Source organism: Paenibacillus sp. DMB5 (assembly GCF_001517085.1).
GTDB lineage: Bacteria > Bacillota > Bacilli > Paenibacillales > Paenibacillaceae > Paenibacillus_AQ.
In genome coordinates this window covers 46706-63014 of sequence record NZ_LRAC01000098.1, presented here as the reverse complement: position 1 = coordinate 63014, position 16309 = coordinate 46706, and the positions used below count along the sequence as shown (strand labels likewise).

Annotated in this window: 14 protein-coding genes; 4 read left to right on the top strand and 10 right to left on the bottom strand. The window is 53.4% G+C overall.

What is annotated here, in order from left to right:
- Positions 1-342 precede the first annotated feature (342 nt).
- From AWJ19_RS10275 to AWJ19_RS10255, 7 genes are all read right to left on the bottom strand, one after another.
- Entirely contained in the window at positions 343-1389 is a 1047-nt protein-coding gene (locus AWJ19_RS10275; protein ID WP_068723456.1) for a hypothetical protein, read from the bottom strand.
- 20 nt (positions 1390-1409) lie between these two features.
- Positions 1410-2330, bottom strand: a complete 921-nt coding sequence (gene cysK, locus AWJ19_RS10270) for a cysteine synthase A (RefSeq protein WP_068723455.1) — start codon at positions 2328-2330, stop codon at positions 1410-1412.
- Between the two features lie 116 nt (positions 2331-2446).
- The gene (locus AWJ19_RS10265; protein ID WP_068723454.1) at positions 2447-3322 is read right to left on the bottom strand and encodes a DMT family transporter; all 876 of its coding nucleotides are present in this window, start codon (positions 3320-3322) and stop codon (positions 2447-2449) included.
- 177 nt (positions 3323-3499) lie between these two features.
- On the bottom strand, positions 3500-4441 hold the full coding sequence (locus tag AWJ19_RS10260; protein WP_198536534.1) for an AraC family transcriptional regulator: 942 nt from the start codon (positions 4439-4441) through the stop codon (positions 3500-3502).
- A gap of 117 nt (positions 4442-4558) precedes the next feature.
- Complete coding sequence (locus AWJ19_RS36445) at positions 4559-5269, bottom strand: hypothetical protein (protein ID WP_241781679.1); 711 nt, start codon at positions 5267-5269, stop codon at positions 4559-4561.
- Positions 5266-5664, bottom strand: coding sequence for a hypothetical protein (locus AWJ19_RS36440; protein ID WP_241781678.1), 399 nt, complete (start codon positions 5662-5664; stop codon positions 5266-5268). Before AWJ19_RS36440 ends, AWJ19_RS36445 begins: the two co-directional genes overlap by 4 nt.
- 88 nt (positions 5665-5752) lie before the next feature.
- Positions 5753-8431: a discoidin domain-containing protein gene (locus tag AWJ19_RS10255; protein WP_241781677.1), complete on the bottom strand. Its 2679-nt coding sequence runs from the start codon at positions 8429-8431 to the stop codon at positions 5753-5755.
- Between the two features lie 403 nt (positions 8432-8834).
- On the opposite strand from AWJ19_RS10255, the gene AWJ19_RS10250 reads away from it, so the two are divergent.
- The gene (locus tag AWJ19_RS10250) at positions 8835-9260 is read left to right on the top strand and encodes a hypothetical protein (protein ID WP_068723452.1); all 426 of its coding nucleotides are present in this window, start codon (positions 8835-8837) and stop codon (positions 9258-9260) included.
- Positions 9261-9300: 40 nt separating this feature from the next.
- On the opposite strand, the gene AWJ19_RS10245 is transcribed toward AWJ19_RS10250, so the two are convergent.
- The 3 genes from AWJ19_RS10245 to AWJ19_RS10235 all read right to left on the bottom strand — a co-directional run bounded on the left by AWJ19_RS10245 (position 9301) and on the right by AWJ19_RS10235 (position 13606).
- Positions 9301-10998 (bottom strand): methyl-accepting chemotaxis protein, encoded by a 1698-nt coding sequence (locus AWJ19_RS10245; protein WP_068723450.1) that lies wholly within the window; start codon positions 10996-10998, stop codon positions 9301-9303.
- 279 nt (positions 10999-11277) lie between these two features.
- Positions 11278-11976, bottom strand: coding sequence for a cyclic nucleotide-binding domain-containing protein (locus tag AWJ19_RS10240; protein ID WP_068723449.1), 699 nt, complete (start codon positions 11974-11976; stop codon positions 11278-11280).
- 118 nt (positions 11977-12094) lie between these two features.
- Positions 12095-13606 carry a DUF4173 domain-containing protein gene (locus AWJ19_RS10235; protein ID WP_068723447.1) on the bottom strand — a complete coding sequence of 504 codons (1512 nt, stop codon included), beginning with the start codon at positions 13604-13606 and terminating at the stop codon, positions 12095-12097.
- A 113-nt stretch (positions 13607-13719) separates the two neighbouring features.
- Here AWJ19_RS10235 and AWJ19_RS37575 point away from each other — a divergent pair, with 113 nt between their 5' ends.
- The 3 genes from AWJ19_RS37575 to AWJ19_RS10225 all read left to right on the top strand — a co-directional run bounded on the left by AWJ19_RS37575 (position 13720) and on the right by AWJ19_RS10225 (position 15982).
- Positions 13720-13956 carry an SgrR family transcriptional regulator gene (locus AWJ19_RS37575; RefSeq protein ID WP_347231100.1) on the top strand — a complete coding sequence of 79 codons (237 nt, stop codon included), beginning with the start codon at positions 13720-13722 and terminating at the stop codon, positions 13954-13956.
- Positions 13953-15440, top strand: a complete 1488-nt coding sequence (locus tag AWJ19_RS10230; protein WP_347231099.1) for an ABC transporter substrate-binding protein — start codon at positions 13953-13955, stop codon at positions 15438-15440. Before AWJ19_RS37575 ends, AWJ19_RS10230 begins: the two co-directional genes overlap by 4 nt.
- An 83-nt stretch (positions 15441-15523) precedes the next feature.
- Positions 15524-15982, top strand: a complete 459-nt coding sequence (locus AWJ19_RS10225) for a DIP1984 family protein (RefSeq protein WP_068723445.1) — start codon at positions 15524-15526, stop codon at positions 15980-15982.
- Positions 15983-16309 lie beyond the last annotated feature (327 nt).

Below are 16309 nucleotides of genomic sequence, written 5' to 3'. Positions count from 1 at the left end.
AAACTAAGTGGAAATTTGCTATCTATTTCCGGGTAAATAGCCCGGAGGCCAAGACTAGTTGAAAAATGATACTTAATTTCACCACTTTTGCGCCTAGACGGGGCTTGGGACTGAAATAAGCAGCATTTTTCCACTTAATAGTCTCGAAATCCGGGAAACGCTGAATTTAGGTGCCGAAAATCCAACTAATACTTGGGGCTGCTGGTGTTGGTGTTGGTGTTGCTGGTGTTGGTGTTGCGGGTACTGCGAGTACTGCTGTTTTTACTGATTCTGTTGGTACTACTAGTACTACTGGTTTTGCCAGGGCTGCGGTTGAGACTGGAGCCCGCCTGCACCCTCCATCTACATCGGCGAAGTATAGCGACTATACTGGATATCCAGCTCCTTGAAGCTTTCTCCGCTCTGCGCCAGAAAGAAGCTGTTGATTCCTTCTGCCCCGAGCCAGTTGATGCCAAGCAGCAGTCCGTCAGCTGTCCTGGCCGCGTACAGCAGCGAGAACATCTGCGGAATGACTTCACCGCCGTCATCCACACGCCAGACGGAATACTCGTTGCCCGTGATCTCGGCCGGATAATCCATGAAGCTGAGCTTACCCTCCTCCTCCAGTACCAGACTGAACAGCATATCCTGGTTCTGTCTGACGAACTGGACGAGGTACAGCTCACGGCCCGGCGGCAAGGAGGCCAGCTTCCAGGCGGACATGATTTGTCTTTGCTTGGCTTCCGCTATGCTACTGCGCACCGGGTCAGCTTCAGACAGCTGTTCAGCCTCTGCTGGTGCAGGTTCCACTGTTACGAGAGCCGCTTGATTAAAGGCTGAGGAATCAGCCAGATAATAGGTTTCATCCGGCTTTGCCGCTCCGCCAACAACCTTGAACACATAGCCGGACAAGTTGGGCAGATTACCTGCCAGCTCCCGGCCGTTGCTTTGCTCGTTACCCGGCTGCCAGCTCTCGAACCGCACCTTGAGCACTTGTCCGCCGCTGCCAATAGCTATATCCAGTGCTTGCATCTGCTCTTCCCAGTCATTGTTCTCCCTGGATACGAGAATTTGCTTGCCGGCTACCCCGGCAAACCCGAATACCGGCTGCAGCGCAGCCGGATCAAGCACCGCCGCAGGGACAGGCGCTACAGCAGGCCCGGGCGTTTGTGTTGCCGCCGGAGTAGAAGCTGCTCCGCCATTACCGCCGCCTGCGGCAGTAGCTGCAGCCGTAGTTGCCGGAGCCGGACTTTCGCCTCCCTGCTCAGTGTTCTGATCTCCGCCAGAACCTGCACAACCAGCCAGGCTCAGCGAAACAGCCAAGACAATCTGCAGTACGGCAGCCGGCCTCAATCTATGGGACATGCTTACTATCTTGATGCGACGGTATGCTCTCACATGATGTTTCATCCCATTCCCTCCTCAGAGAGTTAGAATATGCCCATACTCAGATAGCGTTCCCCTGTATCCGGTGCAATACACAGCACCCGCTTGCCGGGGCCAAGCCGTCTGGCTTCCTGCAATGCAGTCCAGACCGCCGCGCCGCCGGAGGGACCGATCAGAATCCCTTCCTGGCTGGCCAGCGCCCGCACGGTTTCTAGAGCAGCTTCATCCTCTACCTGTACAATTTCGTCATAAACCTCCGTATTGAGGATGGCTGGGATGAAGCCGGGGCTTGTGCCGACCAGCTTATGCGGTCCGGGCTGGCCGCCGGACAGCACGGGCGAGCCGTGCGGCTCAACGACGACGATCCGGATGTCGGGCAGCTCCCGGCGCAGCACCTCACCGGTCCCGGTAATCGTCCCTCCCGTTCCCGAGGTGGCGACAAACACATCAAGCCGCCCTTCCATCTGCTCCAGTATTTCCGGGGCGGTCGTCGTGCGGTGAATATCCGGGTTCGCAGCATTCTCGAACTGCTGCGGGATGAAGCTGCCCGGAATGGCTGCCCCCAGCTCCAGCGCCTTGGCAATCGCCCCCGGCATCCGCTCTGCTGCCGGGGTCAGCACCACTTCGGCACCGTATGCCTTCAGGATATTGATCCGCTCTTTCGTCATGTTGTCCGGCATCACAAGAATGGCTTTATAGCCTTTGGCAGCGGCATTCATCGCAAGGCCAATACCGGTATTTCCGCTGGTCGGCTCGATAATTGTTCCGCCGGGCTGCAGCCTTCCGTCCAGCTCCGCCTGGAGGATCAGATTGTAGGCCGCGCGGTCTTTGACACTGCCGCTGGGGTTGAACATTTCCAGCTTCACGTATACTTCGGCGTCTTCTGGTCCGGTCAGCCTGTTCAGCCGTACAGCCGGCGTGTCCCCGATCAGCTCCGCAATATTATTCACTACCTTCGATTTCATGTTTATGTCCTCCCCTTATCCTTCATCCTTTACATTATACAATTAACGGCGGCCAGAGACCTGTACAACAAGTCCCTGACCGCGCCGTTTGCTTAGCCGTTAAATATCCGGATCACTCATTTCTCCCGGACAACCAATAATACGCCTATAAATATAAATGCAGTACCTGTCCAAAAAGACAAACCGATCTGTTCACCAAGCAGCAGCCATCCCAGCAGTGTGCCGACGATCGGCTGCAAAAAGAAAAACAATCCGCCGCTTGAAGCATTCAGCATCTGCAGTCCGCGGTTCCACAGCAGAAAGCCGCAGGCTGTCGAAATAATCCCCAGATACAGGAGACCACCCCAGATCGACGGGTGCAGCATAGCCTCGACATCAAGCCTTGGGAGCCGGCTCACCGTAAACGGAGTAAGCACAACAACGGCAACGAGGATGCTGTAGAACGTGACAACAATCTGTGAATACTGTCCCGGCACTTTTTTAATCAGAACGGACATGAGCGCCCAGGTTAACGCGGCAACAAGCAGGGATATGCCCCCAAGCTGCAGCGACGGGTCAATGCTTCCTGTCCCTACGATAACACCTACGCCGGCGGTGGCCAGCACGATTGACAATGCTTTTTTGAGCGTAATCCGCTCTTTAAGGATGATCCGGGCAAACAGCACCATAAATGCAGGTGTCGTTGAAGTAATGATGGCCCCCATCTGTGCAGTAGACAGCATCGTGCCCGCTTCCTGGGTCAGGATAGAGACCGTGTTGCCGATCAGGCCGATCATGACAATCAGCAGCATATCCCGCTTCTCAATATGCCACGACTGCTTTGTCGCAGTCCCGATAATCAGCAGTGCTACAATCGCAATCATATAGCGGATCCACACGATTTCGAGCGGCGGCACAACGTCCACCACATGCTTTACAACAACATACATTCCGCCCCAGATGCTGGCAGCCAGCGATAAATACAATGATGCCAATACCTTCGTCTTATTCATTTGTGTACCCTCCGTTTGTTAGACAAGCTCTTGTTTGTCCTTAACGGAGTTGCAGTTTTCTGCCGTTAAGGAAGAAGAACTGCTGGTACATCATGCTCAAACCGTGGTGCAGCCATCATACGTATCAACCCGCTTTCCAAAGAATAATTTCATTACATTTTACAGGAAAGCTATGAATTAAGATAGGGTTCGTTTTACCGGGACATACAGGTCAACCTTGGCCTTGCCCTCCGGGTCCGAGTAAGGATCATTCATACAAAACTCAAGTGCATGGCGGTCATCAGGCTCATAGGAGCTTGAAGGCAGCCATTGTCCGTACACGCTCTGGTAAGCTATAGCCAGCTTGTCGATAGTGTCGTAGAACTTATATAGTGCATACAACCCGCCGGGCAAGATTCTGTACGCAATGTTTGCATCCCCCGTTTCCGGAAACCCTTCCGGTACCGTTATGCAGGCATCATATCTGCAGGAGTTCTCGTCGGTTACAGCAGGATCATCCAGCGATATGCCGATAAAAGTTTCCGTTGGCGGCAGACCGCTGCCCCGCACCCACGCGCCTAGTGTTTCCCACGCCTTATACGTTTCAAGATAGCTGCCAACATGCCTTACATAGGCCACCTTGCAGACCGGAAGTTCCTTTAGCTCAATGTTCATATCCCATACTCTCCTTATAAAATTATTGCTGGTACGGTTTAAATCATAAGCTTTAGGAGGGGACAATTCTTCCGGTTTATTGCCGGTGTCTGACGGAATGTTGCTGTGTTCCTGCACAGATTTTCGCATTGCGCTTGGCGTCGTACCATAAGCTTTTTTAAAAGCGGCATTGAAGCTGGAGAGTGAGCTGAAGCCGCACTGGGAGGAAATATCCAGCATTGTCTTGTTCGTTGTCCTCAAATAGGTAACGGCATGATGCAACCGTCTTTCCGTCAGATAATGCATTGGACTCTTATGTATAATTGCGGTGAATACTCTGGAAAAATGAAATTTGGAAAAGGCAGAAACCTCTGCGAGCATGTCCAGCTTGATGTCCTCGCCGATATTTTCTTCAATAAATTGCAGGACTGCCCCAATCCGGAGCTTGTAATCGTTGTTCACCAGGTGCTCCTCACTTTCTGTCATCTGCTTTCCAGCATAGCAAGAATCTGCCGGTACATGCAATGGACTGATCAATCTTTCAGGCCTATAAAAAAGCCGTTCCCCGGAAGACAGGGAAACGGCAAGGCATAGTACATCAGCCTACGGATTTACCGTGATCGTAAAGGTCGATGTGTTGTTTTTAATCGGAGTCACGGTATTAGTAATCTTCAGATTATTGAATACAACGGAGCCGACCGCCGGACCCTGGCCGGGCTCTGCCGATTCGTTTGCCCAAATGCCGACGCCCGATTTGGCATCAAAGGCATCGCCGCTTTTTTGGGCACCGGTAATGGTAATGTTGGTGAAGACCGTGTCCGCAACCGGGAACTGAGGTGCTGAACCGACATAATTGGTCTGGAACATGATGCCATGGTAGGTCGGATCAATGATATCCACGTCACTGACCCGGATGCCCTGGAACACCTTGGATGCCGAGAACACCCAGATCGCCGGGAAGGTCTGCGAGCCCCAGAAGTGCCCGCCGGCCCGGACAATGGAGATATTCTGCAGGTTAGTCGTCGGCGAAGCACCGAAGCCGTTCATCGGGTAGCCGAAGTCCAGCGAGCTGATTGTAATGCCCGAGTAGCACAGTGTATCAGCGATATATATATTACGGAAGGTGTTTGCATAACCTCCGTATACCGCAACACCGGCTGCGCGCCAGGTCAGAATGGAAGTCAGGTTCTCATACACATTGTCCTTCATATCCGAGCCGCCGGCATCAATGGCCGAAAAGAGCGCAAAGCTGTCATCCCCGGTTGCCCGGGCTTCGTTATTGGACACAAGATTATTGGTGCTGCCGTTGGTCATGTTGATGCGTCGGCAAAGGTGTTGCGGATGCGGGAGTTGCGGATGGTCATGTAATCGGTATTCGCGCCCCAATACATGCACACCATATGCTCCGTCCAGATGTTGTCGATCGTTATATTCGCAACGTTAGCGAAATCGAAGACTTTGCCCGGACCGTCGATCCGCGAGGTATAGTTGCCAAAGTAGGCAAAGCCGGAGAATGTTGATCCATTGGCCGAGTCCGTTGCCCGGAAGCCGACATCGGTATTGGACTGGCTGGCCGGTGCATAAAACCGCGTATACCACGGGCCGGCACCGACTACCTTAACGGCTTTGCCGTACACCTGGAATTTGTTAGAGGTCTCATAATTGCCTGCAGGCAGATACACCCCTTCAAGCTTGCCGGTTGTATCCATCCGGACTTTGTCCAGGGCATTTTGTACATCCTGGTGGGTGTAACCGGCCGGAACGGCATATTTGGCCGATCAGGGTTAGCTATAGGCGCTACCTGCTCCAGACTGATAAAGTCGATGGCATACTGTGACGTATTGGCAGCATCCTTCTGCAGACGGATCGTGCTGCGGCCGGGATGGTGCTGTCGAACATAATATTGGCCTCATCGTAAATATGCCGCGGCGAGCCTGCTCCCGGCGAGTTGCCCGGACTGGTCTCGGAGCCGTACAGCCAGGCATATTTGGAGGTCAGGTTAATCGACTTCGTAAAGACCCCGTTAACATAAATGTTCAAGGTTGAATTGATGCCGTCGCCGCTGGCTGAATCGGGAATTGAGAACCGGGTTACCAGCGTATTGGTGCTTGCTCGGGTTGTAAATTCCACATAGCTGCCGGTTGTATTGAGCGTTACCGCTCTTCTGCCGGACGCTTCGCCGGCCAGATCGCCGATATTACGGTTTGCAGCCAGCTTCACTGCTCCGCCGCCGGTAACGCCGTCCTCCGCTTCATACATGTCATACGGCATATTAGCGCCGCGGCCGATGAACAGCGGGCGTGTCTCGGTGTTGTTGGCCTGCTTGACCGGCAGCTCATTTCCGTCAACGGCAATTTGTGTTTTCACGTTGTACTTTCCGTTCACCGCAGTCCATGTTCCCAGAGTAACAGGTGCTGTGGTAACACCGCTATTGATAACGCCGCTATAGGAGCCGGTCAGCGTTTTGATGACTGCATTCGTCGCAGCATCTGTCAGAGTCAGCGTAATATTGTGCGCACCGCCTGATGATGCAGTAGTCCCCTGATTTTTAATCGCTGCGGTGAAGGTTACGATATTGCCGCCGGCTGGATTCCCCGGTGACCAGCTGACCGCTCCGGCAATCAGATCAGAGCTGGACACCGGCACAACAGTCAGTGAAGAAGGACTTGTGTAGCTGTTGTTCGCTTCGTTGAGCTCAATTACGGTGTTGCTTTCGTCCACCTTGGCGCTTGCCGCATAAGTCCCTGCATCCTTCGCCCCGATGTTCACCGATACATTGCCTGAAGCACCGGCGGCAAGCGTACCCACCTGTGCAGTGCCCGCAAGCGCTGCTCCCAAATAGAAGTTCACATTCGTCGCTGCAGATGCCGTTGTGCCTGTGTTTTTGACGACCGCACTGAGTGTAATATTGTCGGTCTCTACCGGAGCTGCCGGATTCCAGGACACTCCCGTTATTGTCAGATCCGGATTGGCCGCCGGTGTTCCGAAGATCTGGAACTCGGCCACCTGCCCGGCGCTAGAACCGGTATTGGCAGTAAACTTCAGCTGCAGCTCGCTGGCCGTAGCCGTAACCGGTATGGTCACTGAATTGCCAGTGGCAGGGTTGAAGGTATAGGCTGCTGCGGGAACGAGTGTGGAGAATGATGTGTTATTCTGATTATGGCCCAGTACCTCTATCGTTTGTGTGCGGGTTGCCCAGACAGAAGCCGGATTCAGCTTTACAACGACTGAGGTGATATAGGCGTTGGCGCCCAGGTTCACGCTCAGTGTATTCGGGTAGCTCCCGCCTGCTCCTTCCCAGTAAGTAGTCACATCGCCGTCATTGGCATTGGCCGGAACAAAGGTAAAGACAGACGATGAGGCATTCACAGCTTTTCCGATGGCCAGATTGGAAGATGGGCCTGTAGTCGGTGTAGCTGTCGGTGCCGGTGTAACAGTTGCTGTAGGTGTAGGCGCTACTGTCGGAGTCGGCGTTGGCGTAGCTGTAGGCGCCACAGTAGGAACCGGGGTTGGAGCAATTGTAGGCGCCACTGTCGGACTGGCCGTTGGAGTAGATGAGGCCGTGAGCACCAGCTGGTCCAGGTTCACATTCCCGCTGTCTGACGGATCATATTTGTAGGCAATCGTGTTCGTCCCCGCATTCAGCGTCAATGTCTCGCTTTTGACTCCCCAGGTATCCCAGTTCGCCAGGTTAGGGAGCGCCGTCTGTCTGATTTTTGTACCGTTGACGTAGATGCTGATGGTCTTGGCACTGCCTGTGGCATTTGCATACCGGATGGAAGCATCGTAATTCCCTGCTCCTCCTGCAGTTACCGTAAAAGCGGTAGAAGCTCCCTGCGCTAGGTAACCGTCAACAAAAGCGCTGCCGGTATACCCGCTGTGATCGGTATTGGTCTTGGCGCCGCCGCTTAAAGCAGCCGCCTCTGCCTCATACGTTCCCGGAGTGGTCACGGCACTGCCGTACACCTCCAGCTCGGATATCTGGGCCGCCGGCCAGCCGGTATTGGCAGTGAAATTGATCTTAATGTACCTGGCTGTAGCCGCTGTAAAGTTGATTGTCACTGTATTGCCGCCTGCCGCCGGATTAAATACATAGCTTGAGGATGCGGCAAGATTGCTGTACGACGAATCATTGGTGCTGCCCTGGACGGACAGCGTCTGCGTTCTGCTCTCCCAGCCTGACGGGAGCTTCAGCACCACCTGATTCACACTGCTGTTCGCTGCAAGGTCAACCTTAATCCATTGCGGAAAAGCATTGCTGGCGCTCTCCCAGTATGTCCCCTGATTGCCGTCGTTTGCATTCCCCGCGGTGTAGACATCACCGACCGAGCTTGCGGTAATGCTTTTACCCTGGGCCAGATTACCCGCCGCAGCGCTTACTGCCGGAAATATCCCCATTTGTCCCGTAATCAGCAGAACGATCAGGATGTACATCCGCATATGCCTTTTTGCATAAGCCTTGGTTCCGGTAGACATGTTCAGCCACCTCCTGTAGATTTATCAATCTATCCCGCCTAAGTATGCGCTTACAAGTTTTTCTTTACCTATCACCTCCCGGGTCAGCTGTAAGTCCGTTGCCTTGTCCGCTGCTTCTATCATCTGAATAAGTTTTTTTAGGCTCCCGGCCTAAGCAGGCACACAACAAAAAGAACGGCCCGTCCCTTGCGTATCAATGCAGAACAAAAAACGCAATCGCAGGATAGGCAGACCGAACTTATCATGAGACTATCAGCTGACTAATTATGGTAATAATATAAGTTATAGAGAAGCAGTGGTCGATGACCGATTCTATGCGGAGTATGTGCAAATTAACGTACCTGAGAGGAATTCATTCTGTTGTCCAGAATTTATAGAGTATCACATTTTCGGAGGATGATTTATGGCACCTGCACGTAAAAATACAGATTTCTATATGCTCGCGGCATCTGCTGCGGCCTTCCTTTATTTCATCTTCATTGCTATCCCGTACGGTGATTCGCATAACTTTTTCAGTGAGGCCAGTGTGCCAGAGGGCAACCAGGTTTGGCCCTATTTTCTACTGACTACTCCCGCATTGATTCTATACTTGATCTTCATATTTAAATGGATCAGAAGGATCCATTTTTTACGGTGGCTGAATTACCCGGTTATCATTTTCAATGTTAACTTCATCTTTTTGATATGCCTGTCCGCCTTCAACGGCGGAACGGTGTTCTGGCTAATCTTCATTACGGGGCCGGTTTCTCTATTATTGACCGGCATCTTTTTTACCATCGGCCTGATTAAAGACCTGAAGTTCCTTCGTGCTGCAAAAGAGCAGAAATAAAAGGGACCCTGCCTATCGGCAGGGCCCCCTCGGTGCTGTATTAGGCGACATTGAACCGGGCCACCAGCCCCTGTAGCGCCTGGGCCATCGTGCTGAGCGTGCCGGCAGAGGAAGCAATCTGTTCCACGGATGCCATCTGCTCCTGGGAAGCGGCGGAGACATGCTGTGTGCTGGAGGCGGTAGTCTCCGAGATCTGTGTCACCTTGCGGATGGACTCGACAATCTCATCCGTTGCGGCTGTAATCTCCTCGACTGCACCGGAGACCTCCTGCACCTGTCCGGCCAGTGAGTCAACGGAAATCCGGATCTCTCCAAAAGCATGTCCGGCGTTCCCGATAATACCCGTACCCTCCTCCACTTCACTCATGCTGAGCTTCATGGTTGCAACTGCACTGGAAGCGTCATTCTGAATGCCCGCCGCCATCTCGGCAATCAGATTAGCGGATTCCTCCGACTGCTCGGCCAGCTTACGGACCTGGTCGGCGACTACCGCGAATCCCCTGCCCTGCTCCCCGGCCCGCGCCGCTTCAATCGTTGCATTGAGGGCAAGCATGTTCGTCTGTGAGGCAATTCCTTTAATGACACCCACCAGACTTCCGATCTCCTGCGAACGGTTCACAAAGCCCATCACCTGCTTCGACAGCGAGTCAATAGATGCGTTAATAGAGTCCATCTGGCGGGCCGCCGCCTGCAGCGACTCATCCCCGCCCAGCGCATATTCGGCTGACCGGACCGATGCATCCGAAATATCCTGCACACTTGCCGCTATCTGCTGGATTGCAGCGGACATTTCCAGTATCGTGGTCATATTGGTCTGCAGATCAGTCATTTGCTTGTCTGTTCCGGAGGCTACGCTGCCCATGATTCTGGCGATCTTTTCGGTTACGGCCGCAGTCATTTTGCTGTCCGCAGTCAGCTTCGAGGAGGAAGCCGCCAGACTGTCCGCCGACTGGCTCACCTGGCTGATGATGCTGCCCAGATTGCCTGTCATCTGATTGAAGGTATGCGCCAGCTGTCCGATCTCATCCTTGCTGCGGACAGTCAGCTTACGGGTCAGATCCGCTCTGCCTTCGGCTATTTCCTGAAGCTGTTTATTCACATCACGGATCGGCTTCAGAATCCGTCCGGACAGCAGCAGTGCAATCAGGACAGCCAGCAGTACCGACAAGCCGGTTACCCCGAGGCTGATACCCATAGCTGAACCTCGGTGTGAAGCTGCCTGGCTCTGAGCGGCCGTTATTTCTTTGTACAGTACATCCTCAAATACAAGCTGTGAATCAATGATGGTATCCAGTGAGAGATTCGTGAACTCTTTTTGCGCACCCGGAAAATTTCCTTCCTTGGCCATTGCGAAGGCATTCTTAAGCACTGTCAGATAATTGCTCCACTCACTCTCCAGATTGTTGATTCCGGACAGCTCCGCTTCGTTCAGGCCTGCATTCTTCAGCTCTGTGATTGAAGCCGTGATTTCCGGAATTTTAGCCTCATACGCCGACAAATATTGGGTACGCTCATCGTCGGTGTTGCTCATCACATATCTGGCCGCAAGCCCGTCAGCTGTGCGGATTTGGTCAGTCAGCTCCTGCACCAGCGTCAGCTTGCTGTAATTGCGGTTAATCTGGTCTGTCTGCATTGTAGCCTTGCCCTGAAACAGTGTATTGCCGGCGATTGCCAGGATAAAGACGAGTATGACGGCAGCGAACCCCATCAGGATTCTTGCCCGGATTCCTTTTAACATAAAATGTTGCCTCCCGGTTATGTATTTCTGTTGCTGATCATTTTTTAGTCCCTATGTACGGTCTCGTTCTGCCCCGGTGCATGTCCTCCTGTCATTCATTTTGTGTCATGTTCCTTATATCCATCATCCTACGCTGACAGCCTTAAATGAGCCTTAAATCGGCCTGAGCCGGAACTGAACGTTAGCTGAAAGTATAAAGCGCCTGTCCGGCCTCAACGCGCAAAAAAAGACCGCTGCCCGGTCAAATACCGGAACAGCGGCCTTTCTCACAAACATCCATTATTCATATAAATTCCCGTTAGCCAGCTGGGCCAGCCGGGTCTGATCCAGCACACTCAGCCTGCCGCGCTTGCGCTCGATAATCCCTTCATCTATGAAGCGCCGGACAATCCGGTTGAGGTGCCGGTAGCTTGTACCGAGCAGATCAGCCGTCTCCGTCAGGCTGGAGGTGCGGATCTCCTCAACCCGCTGGCCGCCAACGGTCTCTTCGAACAGGGACATCAGATAGCTGGCAAACCGGTTCTCCACCGGGTAGAGCAGGTTCAGCGCCGAGGTCTGGCCGAGGGTATACATTTTGTGGCTCAGCTCCCCCATCAGAAAACGCAGCAGCGCCGTATTCTCTTCCAGCTCTCTTAACAGCATCTTGCGTGAGGCTACGAGCAGCAGACTGCTGCCCACGGCAACCACCTCATTTTTGACCGGATACTGCCTTAGCAGCTCTACATCCCCGATCACGGACATCGGCCTGGCGAAGCGCACCAGCATCGACTTGCCGTTGGGCAGAAGCGTGTGGATCTTCAGCTTGCCCTCCATCAGAATGAACATGCTCTCCAGCCGGTCACCGACCGAGCAGATCACATCTCCGTCCCCGTAGCGCCGCAGCTCCATCGCGGCAATGTCAGCGCTGCTGAACATTTTATCCAGCCCGTTACTTTCCGCCAGCCGCCGGACCGCTTCAGGGTCCATTATTGACTGCATTGTATTTCCTCCTTGAGCCCGCATATGTACAAGGTTATGCTCCGCACAGAAAGCACCCGTATGATGCTCTAACTGTAACATAACCGGATACAATTCTGAAAGAATGACGGTCTCAGGACTATTTTGCCGTATTCATGTATTCCTGCAGTGCCTGCTGTCCGCGATATTGCGCTACATTAAAGGAAGGCCATTCCTGCTGCGCCTCCCCCCGCCGGTTAGACCATTTGTCACTAAGCTCCTGCTTCAGCAGATCATTATTCTGTTTACTGAAGTCAATCAGCAGCGGAACCGTTTCCCAGGACAATCCGCTAAGATATGGGGCATCGATATCGCCGCTGGCCTCATACCGGGCGATGTTCTGGGTGGCGATAATCCGGTCCATGCCGATGTAATTCATAAAGACATAGGAGAGCACACCAAGCACCACATACCATTTTATAAGCGGGAATTCTCTCTTGCTTATCCGTACAGCAGCGAGAATCAGCAGCAGTCCAAGAAAAATCATAAAGGCGTGTACCAGAAACCGTATCTCTGTATAGCCATAAGCCTCCTCATATAAGGCAAGCCGGGAATAAGCCGAATACAGCATGACTACCGAACACAATACCAGGATATACAGCAGTGTGCGGATAACGGTCAGCAGTCTTGCTTTGGCCCGGGGCAGGGCAAGCAGCGACAGCAGCAGCAGGCCGAAGTTAATCGACGTAACCATAATCAGCTCAAAAAAACCGCTCCGCGCATAATCGGCATACGTACTCCCCTGCGGCAAAGCGCCTTCCCAGGCACCGAACAGGTAGGAGAACTGTACACTTACAAACAGCACATACACTGCATTGACTGCCGTCAGGACAGTTGTAGCAATGACAGGGTCAACCGTGAACTCGAAGGGTTCCATCCGCGGTTCTCCCTCTTTAGGCACGATAACCTGCCGCTCGATCCGTTTATATGCAACAAACCCCCATAAATAGCTGAACAGCCCGATTCCCAGCACCACACTCCACAGCGTCCGTCCGAACCCTTCACTGAAGGAAATCCGCTCCAGCAGCTCCGGAAATTTGTTAAGAATCTGGTTGAAAACGCCGTCTGCCGAGGAGAGCAGCGATATAACGATCAGCAGCAGCGGAAAGGACAGCAGCAGACCGGCAAGCACTTTAAGGTATACCTGCTTACGTTCGTTCTTTAGCCCTTCTCCGCCTGTTTTGCGGATGACTGTGAACACTGTAGGCCAGTGCCGCGGACCCTGGGCAAAAAAATGCTCCAGCGCAGCGCCAATCAGCTGAATTCCGCTCCATGAAGGCCGGCGGTAGCTTAGCAGGTATGTCATATGTAAGAGAATCAGTACCGGAAGCACCAGCAGGTTAAGTCCGAAGAAAAACCAGCTTGAGAACAGCACAAAGGTCATGGCGAGCAAAAATATCGCAGCCAGCCATACATAGTCGAACCACTTCAGCGGGCGCAGCTGGTCCTTCGCATAATACAGCATGAAACAATAGAATAGGACGACAAAGATGGGATAAGAGACTCCGGGCTTATGCCCAAAAAACAAGTACTGGTGCACGATAGCCAGCAGCAAGGCCGCAGCCAGTGCGGAAAGCGCAGACCTCGGAATAACGGGGACTTTCTCTTCCATGGGAATTCCCTCCAGTTTTTCACTATCTTAACCTGATTCTAGCTGATAAAATAAGAAGAAAAAGAGAAAAAATATTCCGCTCATTTCCTATTTTATTGAAAGGGGCTGCTGATATGAAGCTTCACAGCCAGTTTCTGAAGCTGCATTCCCGGCATGGAGGAGCAGATGAAGCTTCCGTTACCCTGGATGAGCTGGCCCATACCCTGGGCTGTACCCACCGTAACACGCTGCATGTCATTAAGAAGCTGTCCGAGCAGGGCTGGGTCTGCTGGACCCCCAGCCGGGGACGCGGCCGCGCTCCTCCCTTAGGTTCCTCGCGGATGCCGAGGAAATTGCGCTTAGCTCCATGATGCAGGCCATCAGCAGCAGCGAGATCCGCAGCGCCATCGACGGGATCCGCGCACATGCCCGCTCCTCCTCCCTGCAGGATACCCTCCAGGGCTGGCTGCTGGCCTATTTCGGCTATCATTCCGAGCTGCGCAGCGATAAACGGATTGATACGCTGCGGCTCCCGGTCCGGCAGCAGCTGCACAACCTGGACCCGCTGTATATGAATCTGCTGGCTGAATCCTTCGTATCCAGCCATGTCTTTGACGGTCTGGTTGCGCGCAGCGGCGGTCAGGACCGGATCATTCCCGCTCTTGCCCATACCTGGGATACCGGTGAGCAGCGCACCGTCTGGACCTTCCATCTACGCAAGGATGTGCTGTTCCATCACGGAAAGGTGCTTGCTGCCGAGGATGTCGTCTATTCCTTCAAGCGGATGATGGATTCTTCACAGCGGCTGCTGTACAGCAACATATTCCGGGATATCCGGGAAGTGAAGGCGCTTAATCCGGGAACGGTGCGCTTTTTGCTGAAGCAGCCGAATGAGCTGTTTCTCCCTTTTCTCTGCACCAGCCGCGCTGCGATCGTTCCGCGTGATCTGGAGACATCCTTTGCCGGCAGCTTTGGACGCAGGCCTGCCGGTACCGGACCGTTCAAGCTGGTGGAGATGAATGAGGATCTGTGCACACTGGAGGTGTTTCCTTATTATTTTCAGGGCCGGGCGCATCTTGACCGGGTGGAGATTCTGCATGTCCCATGGGATATTTCGGCAGCTGAACCCGAGACCGGCTCAGCCTTCCATATTGTCCATAATCCTTCTGCCGGCGGTCCGGCTGCCTGGAGCCGGATACATTCGGAGTATTCGGTACGCAAATTCGTGACCTGCAACACGAAGAAAAAAGGTCCGCTCAGCGATCCGCTAATCCGTGCTGAGGTTCTGTCCTGCCTCGGCGGCGTTGCCGATGAGGCTGTTGGTCCGGATAGTGTAGAGAATACAGCAGAATCAAAAACAGCAGCAAAAGCAGTGGCAGCTGCGGCCGCACCGGCGCTGCAAATTGCAACCATTCCGCAGTATGCCGGAGATGCAGAAGCGGTAGCCGCGAAGCTGACCGGCTGCGGGTATGCCTGCTATGTATTATCCGTATCTCCTGAAGAATTCAAAGGACCGGTCCGGCTGCAGGCAGACCTGATTCTCTTCTCGCTGCTGCGCGATCAGGACGAGCAGCTGCGGCTGTCCGATCTTTACTCCACGATGGTGCAGCACCTGGAGCCGCAGATCCGTGCGGATATTGAAGGAAGACTGCAGATTATCGCCCGGGAGCCGGAAAGCAAGGCAAGGGCAGCCGGCTTTCAGCAGATTGAAGACAGCCTGCGGCAGAAGCATCAGCTGCATATCCTCTACGAAAAGCCGGCCGAAACCGCCTACCTCCCCTCTGTCCGGGGGGTTACTTTTAACAGCCAGGGCTGGGTGGATCTGCGGCATCTGTGGTTTCCGCCGGAGCTATGATCGTGTTCCCTATGCCAAATTGGTAAATATATCTCCGGTTTGGTATATTAGGTTTACTATGTTTATAGCGGAGGGGGATTTGAATGAGACTAGCAGAAGCACTTGTGCTGCGGGCAGACTGCCAGCGGAAGGTGGCGCAGCTGAAGCAGCGCCTCGGAAGAGTCATTAAGGTTCAGGAAGGAGATCAGCCCTCTGAGCCGCCGGCTGAGCTGCTTCAGGAATTGAAGCGGACGCTGGATGAGCTGGCAGTCTGGGTCAAGAAGATCAACAAAACGAACTCCTTGAGTCCGTTTGATGCAGACCTCACCCTGTCGGAGGCGCTGGCTGAACGGGAGCGGATCATGCAGCACCGTAATATTTTGAATGAGCTGCTGAACGAGGCTTCGATCAAGCAGGAGCGTTACGGCCGGCAGGAGGTTAAATTCTATACAACGATTGAAGTCACTGCCCTGCAGAAGGAAGTAGACGAACTGTCCAAGCAATACCGTGAACTGGATTTCCGGATTCAGGAGAAGAACTGGAGCACGAATCTTCTGGAGTAGTGCAATAAAGGCAAGTTGGTAGCCGGACACATACAGGTGAGCACAACCCGCCAACAGGGTAAGTTGGACCTTGAAGCAGATGCCGGGCCAAATCTGCACAACTTAATGCTTAGCCCAATAATGTTACAAGAGTGCGCGCAGCATGTAACCAGGCTGAATTTTTTTAACTGTTAACTACCATGTGCTGATGTATGATTCCGGTGAGGGCGGGTTCGGGGACTTGTTAGACTTGATTCTGTAAAATAGCGGCAGCCGGGAGGTTTTACTTCCGGCTGCCGCTTTTGTGTTAGGCGGGGCGTCACTATCCGGCGTTTAGCTGACCTTTCG

Coding starts and splice junctions, on each gene's coding strand:
- AWJ19_RS10230 (WP_347231099.1), top strand. CDS start 13,953: ATGATGCAGGCCATCAGCAGCAGCGAGATCCGCAGCGCCATCGACGGG.
- AWJ19_RS37575 (WP_347231100.1), top strand. CDS start 13,720: ATGAAGCTTCACAGCCAGTTTCTGAAGCTGCATTCCCGGCATGGAGGA.
- AWJ19_RS10275 (WP_068723456.1), bottom strand. CDS start 1,389: ATGAAACATCATGTGAGAGCATACCGTCGCATCAAGATAGTAAGCATG.
- AWJ19_RS10225 (WP_068723445.1), top strand. CDS start 15,524: ATGAGACTAGCAGAAGCACTTGTGCTGCGGGCAGACTGCCAGCGGAAG.
- AWJ19_RS10240 (WP_068723449.1), bottom strand. CDS start 11,976: ATGCAGTCAATAATGGACCCTGAAGCGGTCCGGCGGCTGGCGGAAAGT.
- AWJ19_RS10260 (WP_198536534.1), bottom strand. CDS start 4,441: ATGACAGAAAGTGAGGAGCACCTGGTGAACAACGATTACAAGCTCCGG.
- AWJ19_RS10245 (WP_068723450.1), bottom strand. CDS start 10,998: ATGTTAAAAGGAATCCGGGCAAGAATCCTGATGGGGTTCGCTGCCGTC.
- AWJ19_RS36440 (WP_241781678.1), bottom strand. CDS start 5,664: ATGGATACAACCGGCAAGCTTGAAGGGGTGTATCTGCCTGCAGGCAAT.
- AWJ19_RS36445 (WP_241781679.1), bottom strand. CDS start 5,269: ATGACCAACGGCAGCACCAATAATCTTGTGTCCAATAACGAAGCCCGG.
- AWJ19_RS10255 (WP_241781677.1), bottom strand. CDS start 8,431: ATGTCTACCGGAACCAAGGCTTATGCAAAAAGGCATATGCGGATGTAC.
- AWJ19_RS10250 (WP_068723452.1), top strand. CDS start 8,835: ATGGCACCTGCACGTAAAAATACAGATTTCTATATGCTCGCGGCATCT.
- AWJ19_RS10265 (WP_068723454.1), bottom strand. CDS start 3,322: ATGAATAAGACGAAGGTATTGGCATCATTGTATTTATCGCTGGCTGCC.
- cysK (WP_068723455.1), bottom strand. CDS start 2,330: ATGAAATCGAAGGTAGTGAATAATATTGCGGAGCTGATCGGGGACACG.
- AWJ19_RS10235 (WP_068723447.1), bottom strand. CDS start 13,606: ATGGAAGAGAAAGTCCCCGTTATTCCGAGGTCTGCGCTTTCCGCACTG.